Source organism: Leifsonia sp. 1010 (assembly GCF_031455295.1).
In the GTDB taxonomy this organism is placed as follows: Bacteria; Actinomycetota; Actinomycetes; order Actinomycetales; family Microbacteriaceae; genus Leifsonia.
In genome coordinates this window covers 1,604,452-1,617,095 of sequence record NZ_JAVDSL010000001.1, presented here as the reverse complement: position 1 = coordinate 1,617,095, position 12,644 = coordinate 1,604,452, and the positions used below count along the sequence as shown (strand labels likewise).

The window sequence follows — 12,644 nt, the reverse complement described above, 5'->3', positions numbered from 1 at the left end:
CGCATCGCTCTCCCGGTTTCTCGGCCCTTCCGAGACCCGGTGTTCTGAAAAACAGTGGGGAGGCTCTGGATGTTCCCTAGAGCTTCGTGACCTGGTCGAAGCTGAGCTCGACCGGGGTCTCGCGCTCGAACAGGGAGACGAGCACGGTGAGCTTGCCGCTCTCCGGCTTGATCTCGCTGATGGAGCCGGGGAGGCCCGCGAACGAGCCCTCCTTGATGGTGATGGTCTCGCCGATCTCGAAGTCGACCTCGGCGGGGATGACGCGCGCGGCGGCCTTCTGGCCCTTAGCGGCGCCCTTGGCCGGAGCAGCCTCGACCTGGACGAGGCTCTTCAGCATCGAGAAGGCCTCTTCGAAGCGCAGCGGCGTCGGGTTGTGGGCGTTGCCGACGAAGCCGGTGACGCCCGGAGTGTGGCGGACGACCGACCAGCTGTCCTCGTTGAGGTCCATGCGCACCAGCACGTAGCCGGGGATGCGCACGCGGTTGACCATCTTGCGCTGGCCGTTCTTGATCTCGACCACGTCCTCCATGGGGACCTGCACCTCGTAGATGTAGTCCTCCATGTTCATCGAGACCATGCGGTTCTCGATGTTGGACTTCACGCGACGCTCGAAGCCGGCGTACGAGTGGATGACGTACCACTTGCCGAGCTTGGAGCGGAGCTCTGCGCGGAACTCCTCGTACGGGTCGGCGGAGGTCTCCTCCTCCTCGTCCTCGACGGCCTCGAGAGCCGCCTCGGCCTCGTCCTCGCTGTCGACCTCGAGCGCCTCGTCGACGGCGCGGTCGGCCTCGGGGTCGACTGCCTCCGCCATGGCGTCGAGCACGGCGTCGAGGTCGATCTCGGTGCCGTCGTCGGCGACGACGTGCAGCGCCTCGTGCTCGGCGGAGTCGGACGCCTCGTCCTCGCTGGCGAGAACGTTGCCGGTCTGCGCCTCGTCGTCCTCGGAGGACTGCTCCGCAGCGGGCGCCCAGTCCACGTCGTCGCGATTCGTCTCAGACACTGAATTCATTCCATTTCTTGTCGGGAGGGCCGGTGCGGCCCGATCGACGTCGTCTACTTCGGGTTTCCGAAGACCCAGACGACACCCATGCCGAACACCCAGTCAAGGAGTGACACGAGAGCCATCATGATCACCACGAACACGAGCACGACGCCGGTGTAGCTGAAGAGCTCCTTGCGGGTCGGCGTGACGACCTTCTTCAGCTCGCCGATGACCTGCCGGATGAACAGGGCGATCCGCGCGAAGGGGTTGCGCCGTGCGGCGCGATCCTTCTTCGCGTTGGCGACGATCTCCTCGCTCGGCTCGTCGATTACCTTTCGGGCCACCTCGTTACACCTTTCGTGGATCGGCACCAGAGTGCCGACTTGCAGGGCGGACAGGAATCGAACCTGCAACCTGCGGTTTTGGAGACCGCTGCTCTGCCAATTGAGCTACCGCCCTAGGGAACCGAATCGCCGACTTCCTGCGCTGGCTGTTCCAGGCTAACCGATCGAACATCCGAACGTGCTGCGGATGCCCGGCCGGAGCGGGGCAGTACTGCCGTCGCTACACCAGAAAAAGGGCGCAAAAAAGCTTGGCAGATTCAACCACCGCGTCAAGTGTACGGGACGCGACAGGTCGGCCGCAAAGCGGTCACCCGACTACAGGAGTTTGCGCTCCAGCGCCCACGCGGTGAGCTCGTGCCGGGACGACAGCTGCAGCTTCCGGAGCACGGCGGAGACGTGGGTCTCGACCGTCTTGATCGAGATGAACAGCTCGGCCGCCACCTCTTTGTAGGCGTAGCCCCGGGCGATCAACCGCATCACCTCGCGCTCTCGCGCCGACAGGCGGTCGAGTTCGTCGGTCGACTCCGCCTGCTCGCCGGACGCGGCTCCGAAAGCGTCGAGCACGAAGCCGGCCAGGCGGGGCGAGAAGACGGCGTCGCCGCCCGCCACCGCGACGACCGCATCGCTCACCTGGCCACCCGAGCTGCCCTTGGTGAGATAGCCGCGGGCTCCGGCGCGGATGACGCCCACCACGTCCTCGGCCGCATCCGACACGCTGAGCGCCAGGAATCGCGTGGATGGCGTCTCGGCCGCGGTCCTGCGGACCACCTCGGCTCCCCCGCCGCCCGCGCCGCCCGGCAGATGCACGTCGAGCAGCACGACGTCGGGCCGGGTCTCCAGGACCACGGCGACCGCCGCATCCACATCAGCCGCCTCTCCGACGACGTGCAGGCGGTGGTCGAGGTCGGCGCGGAGCCCTGAGCGGAAGATGGAGTGGTCGTCCACGATCACCACCGTGACAGGTCGGCCGGTGGCGGTGCTCTCGGTCATACGGCCTCGTTCGCGATGTCGATGGTCAGCTGGATCTCGGTGCCGGTCTCGCGCGCCACCACGGTCGCCTGACCGCCAGCACGGCGCATGCGGCCGATGATCGATTCTCTGACACCGAGGCGCCCTTCGGGAAGCGCCCCGAGGTCGAAGCCCGGTCCGCGGTCGCGGATGAACACATCCACTCGTCCGGACGCGTGCTCGACGTAGACGGAGACGTCGCCGCCCGCGTGCCGCGCGGCGTTCAGCATCGCCTCGCGCGCGGCCGCTCCCAGCTCGGAGGGGGCCTGCGTCACCGGCTCGCCGACCGACACCACGTCGAAGGTGACGGCATGCTCCACCTCCAGAGCGGCAGCGACATCGCGGAGCTCGGCGGCGAGGTCCCGCTCCTCCGCGGCGGACGCGGCCGCGCCCTCGGTGAACAGCCATTCGCGCAGTTCCCGCTCCTGCGCACGGGCGATGCGCCCGACCTCGCTGGACGCGCCTGCGCGGTTCTGGATGAGCGCGAGCGTCTGCAGGACGGAGTCGTGCAGGTGCGCTGCCATCTCCGCCCGCTGCTCCTCCTTGATGCGTGCGGTCCGCTCCGTGATCAGCTCCCGCCACAGCCGCAGCCCCCATGGAGCGACCAGCACGGCCGCGCCGGCGAAAGTGGCGATCAGGATGCCGAGCCACAGCATCCCGGAGCCTGCGACGTTCTGCGTGAGGGCGATCGCCACTGCGACCAGCACGAGGAAAGCACCGCAGACGATGCGGAAGGCGGCAGGAGAGAGAGGTGCGAAGGCGACCGGCTCCTCGTCCGCCAACTGCTCCCAGGCCACGGCGAGCACCAGCAGGGCGGCGCAGGCGACCAGCGCCCCGAAGCCGGGGCCGAGTGCTCCACCTGCAGCGAGGACCACGGCCGTGATGCCCGCCGCCGCACCGGCGCCGGCGAGCAGCCAGGGCAGGTTCACCCGGCGGCGCACGCCGTCCGCGGGGTCGACTCCCGACGGGGCACGCAACGGCGTGAACGCCCACAGCCAGAGGTACAGCAGGATGCCGGCGCCGCCCAGGAACGTGGCGCCCACGAACGCCCAGCGCACGGCCGCGACCGGCCAGCCGAGGTGGTCGGCGAGCGCGACGCTCACCCCGCTCACGGCGCACGTGCGCGGCCGGGCCAACGGGGGCCGCGGCAGGCCGGCGCGCGAACCGGCGGGCGCTGTGGAGGACATAGTCAGAATCCAAGCAGACCCCGAGGGGACCCGCACCCGATGGCCGCCCTAATCAGGGTCCGCTCAGGGGTTCACCCGATACCCGGGCGCGAAGCCCGACGCCAGGATGGGGAACATGTCACAGAACGACTCGACTCCCCCGGTGGGGACGCCCGCGAACCCCTACGGCGGTCCGCAGACCGGATTCTCCGGCCGCGGAACGCGCTTCTTCGATTGGATGCGCGGTCTCGGCATCGTCCGGGCCGACGGCTGGCTCGGCGGAGTGAGCGCCGGCGTCGCGTACCGCCTGGGCATCGACCCGCTCATCGTGCGCGGCATCATCGTCGTGGCCGGCATCCTCGGCGCACCCGTGCTGCTGCTGTACGCGGCGGCGTGGGCGCTCCTGCCGGACCGTGACGGCCGCATCCACCTCCAGCAGCTCTTCGAGGGCGACTTCCAGCCGCCGATCGTCGCGATCGGCGTCATGGCGCTGCTCTCACTGCTGCCGTGGACGAGCGGCGTCTGGTGGGCCGACGGGCCGTTCTGGAACGTTCCGGACTGGGGCGATGTGATCGGCCGCGTCATCTGGACGCTGGTGGTCATCGGCGCGGTGGTCGCGCTCATCGTCATCGCCGTGCGGAACTCGGATGCCCGGGCGGCGACGCGGGCGGCGCCCGCTGCCGGTTCCGGTGCGTCCGGGACGACCGGCCCTACCGGCGCCGACACGGCTGCGGCGAGCGCCTTCACGGCGGACACGAGTGCCGCCGGCTCGACTAACGAGTCCGCGGACGCCGGTACCCCTCCCTCGGCAAGCGATTCTGCGGCGGCGTCATCCTCGACCGTGCCGGCGGCGAGCGCCGCATCCATCCCCGCACCGCAGCTGGACACCGCTGCCGAGCCGACGGCCCCACCCGCACCGCGACTGGGCGCCTCCGCCGACGAGGTCGCCGACTGGCAGCAGCGTCAGGCGCAGTGGCGCGCGGAGCATGCAGCGTGGAAGCAGCGTCTCGCCGCGGATATGCGCGCAGTGAAGGCGCAACGCGCGGCCGAGCTCCGGACCCAGGTCGCCACCGCGACAGCCGAGGCGGCTGCGCGCCGAGAGGCCTACCGGGCGGCGAATCCGCGCGTCGGCGCGGCGATCGGCTGGCTGACCGTCGGGCTCGCTCTGGTCGCCGGATCCCTGGTAGCCATCGTGTGGCCGCAACTGGCGGACGTCACGCGCTTCACGACGGCTGCCGGGCTCGCCGCCGCCACGCTCGTCGTCGGTGTCGTCGTGCTCATCGCCGGGCTGGCGCGGCGTCGCAGCGGATTCCTGATCTTCCTCGGGATCCTGCTGGCCGTGCTCACGACGGCCGCACTGTTCCTCGCGGGCGACAACGTCGCCGGCATCCACCTGACGAGCGTCGGGCTGCCCGCGCTCCTCCAGCACTGATCCCGTGCTGGCCGAGAATCGACCGGGAGAGACGACCATGACCGACCAGAAGCCGCAGAACGCACCGCACGAGGGCTCGATCTCCGAGACGGCGCCCCTCACGGGACCACCGTTCACCGCGCCGACCGGCGAAGCACCGGTGCGCTGGGGCGGCGTGATCTGGGGGCTGCTGCTGACACTGTTCGCCGGCGCCACCCTCTACGTGCTGGCGTCGTCGGGACGCGTCCGTGAGGTCGGCGACTGGCTCGCGGCACTCACCCCCGGTTCCGCCTGGGCGCTCGGAGCCGCTGTCATCGGACTCGTCATCGTCGTCTCCGCCTTGCTCGGCGGCATCCGAGCCTCCCAGCGCAGACGTGAGCGCGTGCGGATCTGACCGGTTCCGTCCACAGAACAGCTTCGACGCCCGTTCTCCACCGATGTCCTCGGAGGGGAGCGGGCGTCAGGCGTCCCTGACACGATGGCTTCATGACCACCGCAACAGATGCCCTCTCCAGCCTCCGGGCCCTCGTCGGGCGCCCGGAAGCCGAGTTCCACGACGGGCAGTTCGAGGCCATCAGCGCTCTGGTCGACGATCATCGACGAGCCCTGGTCGTGCAGCGCACGGGATGGGGCAAGTCCGCCGTCTACTTCGTGGCGACCATGCTGCTGCGCGCCCGCGGAGCGGGGCCGACCATCCTGGTCTCGCCGCTGCTGGCGCTCATGCGCGACCAGGTGGCGGCAGCCGAGCGGGCGGGCGTGCGCGCCGTGACCATCAACTCGTCCAATCGGCACGAGTGGGATGATGTGGCGGCGAGGCTCCGGGAAGACTCGGTCGACGTGCTGCTCGTCTCACCGGAGCGGCTCAACAATCCCGACTTCCGCGACACGCAGCTGCCGGCCCTGGTCGAGCGCAGCGGACTGCTGGTGGTGGATGAAGCGCACTGTATCTCCGACTGGGGCCACGACTTCCGGCCCGACTATCGCCGGCTCCGCGACCTGATCGGGCAGCTTCCCGACGGCGTGCCCGTGCTCGCGACCACGGCGACGGCCAACGAGCGCGTCGTGGCCGACGTGGTGGAGCAGCTCGGCGTCGGCCGGGAAGCCGAGGTCGTGACGATCCGCGGGCCACTCGCCCGGCGATCGCTGCGATTGGGAGTGCTCCCTCTGCCCGACGCCACCGCCCGGCTCGCGTGGCTCGCCGGCCACCTCGGCGACCTGCCCGGCAGCGGCATCGTGTACACCCTGACGGTGTCGGCTGCGGAGGACACCGCGCGGGTGCTCCGCCGCGCCGGCCACGAGGCGCACGCCTACACCGGGCAGACGGACACCGCTGAGCGCGAAGACTTGGAGGGTCGGCTCAAGCGCAACGAGGTCAAGGTGCTCGTGGCGACGAGTGCTCTGGGCATGGGCTTCGACAAGCCGGACCTCGGATTCGTCGTTCACCTGGGGGCGCCGTCGTCTCCCGTCGCCTACTACCAGCAGGTGGGTCGCGCCGGCAGGGCGACGGAGAACGCCGACGTGCTGCTGCTGCCGGGTCCGGAGGACCGCGCCATCTGGCAGTACTTCGCGACCGCCTCGATGCCGTCGCGCGAGAAGGCCGCCGCGGTGCTCGACGCGCTCGGGTCGGAACCCCTGTCGACGCGCGTGCTGGAGAGCCGCGTCGACCTCCGTGCGTCCACGCTGGAGCTGCTGCTGAAGGTACTGGATGTCGACGGCGCCGTCCGGCGGGTGAGCGGCGGCTGGGTCTCGACCGGCGCCCCCTGGGAGTACGACGAGGAGCGGTACGCCCGCATCGCGGCCGCGCGCGAGGCCGAGCAGCAGTCGATGCTCGACTACGAGTCCACGACCGGGTGCCGGATGGAGTTCCTGCAGCGTGCGCTCGACGATCCGGATGCCGGCCCCTGCGGCCGCTGCGACAACTGTGCGGGCGTCTGGTACCCGACGGAGGTGGACAGCAGCACGTCCGGCGAAGTGGGCACGATCCTCGACCGGGTCGGCGTCGAGGTCGAGCCGCGCAAACTCTGGCCGACAGGCGCAGACCGCCTCGGGGTGCCGGTGAAGGGCAAGCTGGCGCCGGACCAGCAGCTCCGGCCGGGGAGGGCGCTCGCCCGACTGACCGACCTCGGCTGGGGCGGGCGACTGCGCGAGCTGCTGGCGGACGATGCGGCCGACCAGCCGGTGCCGACTGCGGTCCTCGACGCGTGCGTGCGAGTCCTCGCCGACTGGGATTGGGATGCGCGTCCGGGAGCCGTCGTCGCGATGCCCTCACGTCGGCGACCGGTGCTCATCGAGTCCCTCGCTCGCGGGCTCGCAGGCATCGGGCGTCTCCCCTTCGCGGGGACGCTCGCGTGGCGCGGCGGACCGCCGGCCGGGTCACCCGGCGGCAACAGCGCTTTTCGGCTGGCGTCGGTGTGGAATCACTTCTCCGCCGACGGGCTCGACCTGCCGTTCGGCATTCCGGTGCTCCTTGTGGACGACCTGGTCGATAGTCGCTGGACGATCACGGTCGCCGGTCAGGAGCTCCTCCGCGCGGGAGCAGGGGCGGTTCTGCCGTTCGCGGCCGCTGTGCGCAGCTGAGCTCCACCACGCCGCCCGTGATGCTGCCAGCGCGGCTGCGGGAGGCGAGCGCCGAACAGGCGCTCGCCTCCCCCAGCCGGTCAGATGAAGTCGCCGCCACCACCGAAGTCGCCGCCACCGAAGTCGCCTCCGCCGAAGCCACCCCAGTCGCCGCCACCGCCCCAGTCGCCACCGCCGCCGAAGTCGCCGCCTCCGGAGGCGTCGCCGCCCCCGTCCCAGCCGGCCGCGTCGACCGAACCGGCGTCGCCGGCGCCCCCGTCACCGCCCTGGTCGCCGCCGTTCTGGTCGCCGCCGTTCTGGTCGCTGCCCTGGTCGTTTCCGTCCTGGTTGTCGCCGTTCTGGTTGTCGCCGTTCTGGTCGCCGGCGCCGCCGTCCGCCTGGTCGGCGCCGGGCGCCGGAAGGAACGCACTGACCAGAGCGGAGCCGATCACGTAACCGGCCACGCTTCCGAGCAGAGAACTGGCGAACATGCTGCCGAAACCCGCTCCGCCGAAACCGGGGCGTCCGGCGCCGCCGGCGCCATTGCCGCCCAGAGCGCGCTCCAGGGTGCCCGGCTGACGGAGCTCGGAGCGGGTCGCCGCCTGAGCGAGCGACCGCGGGTCGTCGCCGCGCGGCTGCTCCCCCGCCGGAGCGTTCTCGCTCAGCTGCTGGAACAGCAGGCGCCGCTGGTCGGGCGTCAGCTTTGCGAACGCCTCCTCGTGCACCTGCTCGATCGTCTCCGGCGGAGCGGTGCGGAGCAGATACCGGTACCGCTCCACGGCGATCTCGTCCTCACTGCGGCCCTGCGGCTGACCGGCAGGCTGGCCGGGAGCCTGGCCCTGCGGCTGGCCCTGGCCTCCGCCGTACGGCTGGTAGGCGGTGTTCTGCGTCTGCTGGCCGTTCGGGCGCGGTTCCTCGCGTCCGAGCAGGCGGTCCAGGAATCCCATGTCGTCCCCTCCGGTCCTTCCCGGCGCGAACGCGCCGTCTGGGGTTCAGCCTACGGAGCGCGGCGTGAGAAAACTCTCAGAGTTGGATGGGTGTCAGCACTGCGCCGCATGCGAGGCCACCGGGTGCGAGACCGCCGGACTCACGAACGTCGTCAGAGGCTGAGGCCGACCATGATCGGCTCCGGCTGCAGCACCACGCCGAACTCGGACTGCACCCGCGACTGGATGAACGACGCCAGCTGGGCGACGTCCGCCGCCGTCGCACCCCCGCGGTTGACGATCGCGAGCGTGTGCTTGGACGAGATGGCGGCACCCGAGCCGGGCAACGCGAATCCCCGACGGATGCCCGCGTTCTCGATCAACCACGCCGCGCTGAGCTTCACCGTGTACTCGGCTGTCGCGAGAGGCGGGACATCGAGTGGGTGCACTCCGCCGAGCGGGATGTCCATCACCGTGTCGGCCTCCAGCGGCGCCTGCGGCCAGCGGGGGGCGTTGGCGGGAAGGGTGCGGGCGAACCCCTCCGACACGATCGGGTTGGTGAAGAACGATCCGGAGCTGACCGAGTCGGGGTCGGCCGGGTCCAGCACCATGCCCTTCGACGACCGCAGGGCGAGCACCGCGCGACGCAGTTCCGCCACGGGAACCCGGGCGCCGAGAGGCACGCCCAGGGCGTCCGCGAGCTGGGCGTACGCCACGGGTGCGCTCAGCGGCGCGCCGACGGCACCGGGAACGGCGCCGTCCGCAAGCTCCAGGTCGACCGAGAGCACGACACCGATGCGTCCCCGCTTCAGCACGGAGGTGCGATATCCGAGACCCAACTCGTGCCGAGTGAGGTACACGACCTCGTCCGAGGCGTCGTCGAAGAACTCCACGCCGACGAGCGCGGACTCGAGCTCCTGGCCATACGCGCCGATGTTCTGCACGGGCGCGGCGCCCGTCGACCCCGGGATGCCGCTCAGCGCCTCGATCCCGGACCAGCCGTTGCGCACCGTGAGGGCGACGAGGTCGTCCCACGGCTCGCCGGCCTGCACGCGGAGCCGGATCCGGCCTTCGGGCGCGGGCAGACGCTCGACACCGCGGCTGCGGATGTGGATGACGGTCCCGTCGAAGCCCTCATCGCTCGCCACCGTGTTCGAGCCGCCGCCGATCAGCAGCCAGTCCTCGGCGGTGTCACGGGCTTCCCGGACTGCATCCACGACGGCGTCGCGGTCGTCGGCCGCTACAAGGCGGTGCGGCACGCCGCCGACGCGGATTGTCGTGAGCTCGGCGAGCGCCGGCGTCGAGTCGGCCATCGGCGAGTCGGTCATGGTCGAGTCGGTCATGCCAACCGGACGCGGACCTGCGCCTTGCCGAGCACGGTCTCGCCGCCGAACGTCGTGGTCAGGTCGATGCGCGCGATTCGCGCTTCCGCATCCAGTTGGCCGACCTTGGCGGTCACGGTCACAGTGGCCCCGTCCGCGGGGTCGACCACGACCGGGCGGGTGAACCGCACCTGGTAGTCCGCGACGAGGGCGGGGTCGCCGACCCAGTCGACCACCGGTTGCACGGAGAGTCCCATGGTGAGCATCCCGTGCGCGATGACGCCGGGCAGACCGACCGAGTTGGCGATGTCGTCGCGGTAGTGGATGGGGTTGAAGTCGCCGGAGGCGCCCGCGTACCGCACGAGGGAGTCGCGGGTCAGTTCGACCGTGCGCTCGGCGACCACGTCGCCGACGGTGAGGGTGTCGAAGTCGGGGGTGGCCATCACTCGTCTCCTCGCACGACCAGGGTGGATGTGGCGGTCACCACGTGCGCGCCGTCGGCGTCGACGATGGTCGACTCGGCCGTCACCATCGAGTGCGCGCCCAGCGACTTCACGGAGGTCACCCGGAGGGTCGCGGTCAGCTCGTCGCCGGCGAACACCGGGCGGGAGAACGAGAAGCGCTGGTCGCCGTGAACCACGCGGCTGAAGTCGATTCCGGCATCGGGCTCGGAGAGCAGCTGTGCGAGCGTCGCCTCCTGAACCACGACCGGGAACGTCGGCGGGGCCACGAGGTCGCGGTATCCCTGCGCGCGCGCCGCGTCGACGTCGAAACAGACCGGCGAGGTCGCGAAGACTGCCCGAGCGAACTCGCGCACTTTCTCTCGCCCGACGAGGTACGGCCGGGTGGGCGGGAACTCACGCCCCTGCAGCTCTGGATTCACTGGCACCCGACGATTCTACCGGCGCGTTCCTCGCCGGTCCCTGGCAGCCGTGAACGACAGAAGACCCCGGAGGCCGTGGGCCTCCGGGGTCTTCGTGCTCGGTGCTAGCGCCTTACTGGCAGCTGTCGCACTGCAGCAGGTCCATGGGGTCGACGGGAACCGAGTAGCCGCCAACGCTGTCGTTTTCGTAATCCATGATGGCCTCCCCTAGAAGTCTTGGTGATCCGCGTTCCCGCGGTGTTCACCCACTATATAACCCGAATGACACGATTGTCATTCCACTACATGTTGTGTTTTGGGGATTTTTTCTCGCTGCCCCCAGAGTAGGGGCTACCACCGACATTCGAAGGCTGGATCGCGTCGAGGGCCGCGCTCCGCCGAGACGGATTTTCCCGCAGATTGACGCGAGTTTTGACGCGCGCGGCCGGCGACCGACCTGCGATCCGAGAGCCGCCCCGTCACCGCCCGGGCGCATCCCGTCGGTCGAGCGTGTCGGCGTGTCGGCGTGTCGCGACACATCCACACGGTGGAAATCGAAGCCGAATCGCGCGACGCTGTCGAAATGGGTGGAGGCCCTTCGTTGCAGGGGTGAGAGAGAGGAACACACACGATGAAGCTCACGATCAGTCTCCAGGTCACCCTCGACGGCGTCGCCCAGGCGAACGGCGGCAATAACGAGGAGATGGACCCCGGTTTCACCCGCGGCGGCTGGGCGCTTCCGCTGAACGACGGCGAGGCCGTGCAGTACATCCTCGACACCTGGCGGCGTCCCGACGCGTTCCTGCTCGGCCGCAAGACGTACGGGCTGTTCGAGACCTACTGGGGTGCGCGCAGCGATGACGGCGGTTTCGGTGAGGCGATCAGCTCCCGGCCGAAGTATGTCGTCTCGCGCACTTTGACCCACCCGACCTGGCAGGGCACGACGGTCATCCCCGGGGATGTCGCGGCCCGCGTCCGCGAACTGAAGTCCGAGGGCGACGGCGAGCTGCTGGTGGTGGGAAGCGCGGCGCTCGCACGATGGCTTCTCGAGAACGAGCTGGTCGACGAGCTGAACCTCGTCCAGTTCCCGGTGATCGTGGGCGAGGGCGAGCGCTGGCTGCCCGAACGCGGCCTCGACTTCGCCCTCGACCTCACCGACACGCGCGTGTTCCCGACCGGCATCGTCGGCCTGACATACCGCGTCGGCGGTCGGCCCGAGTACGCCTGACCGGCAGCCGCTGCGGCGGGTCAGGAAGACGGCATCGTCCGCCGGTCGCGCTTCTTCGCGACCGGCGGCTTGTTGGGCCAGGACCAGCGGTACGGACTGTTCTCGAGCGCTCCGGGCATCACGGTGGGGAACACGGACCGGCGCTGCCAGATCATCCACAGCAGGACGCCCGCGAGGGCCGCGCTGACGACGCCGCATACGACGAGACCGACGCCGGTGGCGGGCCACAGGATCCATCCGACGGTGAAGATGTAGAGGGCTCCCCACACCGATCCGATGCTGAGCATCGGGCCGTTGACGACCCACCCGTTGAACTGGACCATCATCACGAGCTTGGTCCAGCGGGTGAGGCGCATCGGGAGAAGGGAGAGCGAGACCCCCGTCACGGCGGTGGTCGAGGGTCCGACGGCCTCACCGCCGGCCGCGCGGATGCTGGCCGAGAGCCGCTCGTGCCGGAACGACGGCCGCAGGCTCCGGGCGAACAGGGTGAGGGCGGCCAGCATGTTCCCGAGCGATGCCAGGATCAGGAGGTACCCGACGCAGCCCAGGACCGCCATGACGAGCGGGATCACGATGAACGCCATCCATGTGTCGTAGCGATGGAATGCCGGCGATGCCCCCAGCCCGGCGTCGCCCACGGTGCCCGACAGTGCGGCCGGAAGGGCGACGACGGCAGTGGCGACGGCCGCGAGGAACAGCACCACCCAGACGATGGATACCAGCAGATAGCCGAACGGGCGAAGCAGCACCGCCGCGACGCGCGGCTCGATGTCGCGGCCGAGCATGATCGGGCGGGTCAGCGGGTCGATCGTTCTCCGGGCCGTCGCGCTTCTCGCCAT

The 12,644-nt window shown here is 70.3% G+C and carries 13 protein-coding genes and 1 tRNA gene; 4 read left to right on the top strand and 10 right to left on the bottom strand.

Going from position 1 to position 12,644, the window contains the following annotated elements:
• Nucleotides 1–76: 76 nt before the first annotated feature.
• The 5 genes from nusG to J2Y42_RS07855 form a co-directional block, all read right to left on the bottom strand.
• On the bottom strand, nt 77–1,000 hold the full coding sequence (gene nusG / locus J2Y42_RS07875) for a transcription termination/antitermination protein NusG (protein ID WP_309856593.1): 924 nt from the start codon (nt 998–1,000) through the stop codon (nt 77–79).
• A 53-nt stretch (nt 1,001–1,053) separates the two neighbouring features.
• Nucleotides 1,054–1,326 carry a preprotein translocase subunit SecE gene (gene secE / locus J2Y42_RS07870; RefSeq protein WP_018189749.1) on the bottom strand — a complete coding sequence of 91 codons (273 nt, stop codon included), beginning with the start codon at nt 1,324–1,326 and terminating at the stop codon, nt 1,054–1,056.
• Between the two features lie 42 nt (nt 1,327–1,368).
• A tRNA-Trp gene (locus tag J2Y42_RS07865) sits at nt 1,369–1,441 on the bottom strand.
• Between the two features lie 200 nt (nt 1,442–1,641).
• Nucleotides 1,642–2,316 (bottom strand): response regulator transcription factor, encoded by a 675-nt coding sequence (locus J2Y42_RS07860; protein ID WP_309856586.1) that lies wholly within the window; start codon nt 2,314–2,316, stop codon nt 1,642–1,644.
• Nucleotides 2,313–3,521, bottom strand: a complete 1,209-nt coding sequence (locus tag J2Y42_RS07855; RefSeq protein ID WP_309856583.1) for a PspC domain-containing protein — start codon at nt 3,519–3,521, stop codon at nt 2,313–2,315. Before J2Y42_RS07855 ends, J2Y42_RS07860 begins: the two co-directional genes overlap by 4 nt.
• 115 nt (nt 3,522–3,636) lie before the next feature.
• Between J2Y42_RS07855 and J2Y42_RS07850 the strand changes: the two genes are divergently transcribed.
• The 3 genes from J2Y42_RS07850 to J2Y42_RS07840 all read left to right on the top strand — a co-directional run bounded on the left by J2Y42_RS07850 (nt 3,637) and on the right by J2Y42_RS07840 (nt 7,488).
• Entirely contained in the window at nt 3,637–4,932 is a 1,296-nt protein-coding gene (locus tag J2Y42_RS07850) for a PspC domain-containing protein (protein WP_309856580.1), read from the top strand.
• 37 nt (nt 4,933–4,969) lie between these two features.
• Nucleotides 4,970–5,305 carry a hypothetical protein gene (locus tag J2Y42_RS07845; protein WP_309856578.1) on the top strand — a complete coding sequence of 112 codons (336 nt, stop codon included), beginning with the start codon at nt 4,970–4,972 and terminating at the stop codon, nt 5,303–5,305.
• Between the two features lie 92 nt (nt 5,306–5,397).
• A complete protein-coding gene (locus J2Y42_RS07840) occupies nt 5,398–7,488 on the top strand; it encodes a RecQ family ATP-dependent DNA helicase (RefSeq protein WP_309856576.1) in 2,091 nt (696 codons plus the stop codon).
• A gap of 80 nt (nt 7,489–7,568) precedes the next feature.
• Here the strand turns inward: J2Y42_RS07840 and J2Y42_RS07835 are convergent, their stop codons facing one another.
• From J2Y42_RS07835 to J2Y42_RS07820, 4 genes are all read right to left on the bottom strand, one after another.
• Complete coding sequence (locus J2Y42_RS07835) at nt 7,569–8,414, bottom strand: hypothetical protein (RefSeq protein ID WP_309856572.1); 846 nt, start codon at nt 8,412–8,414, stop codon at nt 7,569–7,571.
• Between the two features lie 152 nt (nt 8,415–8,566).
• Nucleotides 8,567–9,706 carry a UDP-N-acetylmuramate dehydrogenase gene (locus J2Y42_RS07830; protein WP_309858067.1) on the bottom strand — a complete coding sequence of 380 codons (1,140 nt, stop codon included), beginning with the start codon at nt 9,704–9,706 and terminating at the stop codon, nt 8,567–8,569.
• A 26-nt stretch (nt 9,707–9,732) separates the two neighbouring features.
• On the bottom strand, nt 9,733–10,158 hold the full coding sequence (locus J2Y42_RS07825) for a MaoC family dehydratase (RefSeq protein ID WP_309856569.1): 426 nt from the start codon (nt 10,156–10,158) through the stop codon (nt 9,733–9,735).
• Nucleotides 10,158–10,604, bottom strand: a complete 447-nt coding sequence (locus J2Y42_RS07820) for a MaoC family dehydratase N-terminal domain-containing protein (protein ID WP_309856566.1) — start codon at nt 10,602–10,604, stop codon at nt 10,158–10,160. Before J2Y42_RS07820 ends, J2Y42_RS07825 begins: the two co-directional genes overlap by 1 nt.
• A 604-nt stretch (nt 10,605–11,208) precedes the next feature.
• Here J2Y42_RS07820 and J2Y42_RS07815 point away from each other — a divergent pair.
• Nucleotides 11,209–11,805, top strand: coding sequence for a dihydrofolate reductase family protein (locus J2Y42_RS07815; protein WP_309856563.1), 597 nt, complete (start codon nt 11,209–11,211; stop codon nt 11,803–11,805).
• A 20-nt stretch (nt 11,806–11,825) separates the two neighbouring features.
• Here J2Y42_RS07815 and J2Y42_RS07810 read toward each other — a convergent pair whose 3' ends face one another.
• Complete coding sequence (locus J2Y42_RS07810; RefSeq protein ID WP_309856561.1) at nt 11,826–12,644, bottom strand: hypothetical protein; 819 nt, start codon at nt 12,642–12,644, stop codon at nt 11,826–11,828.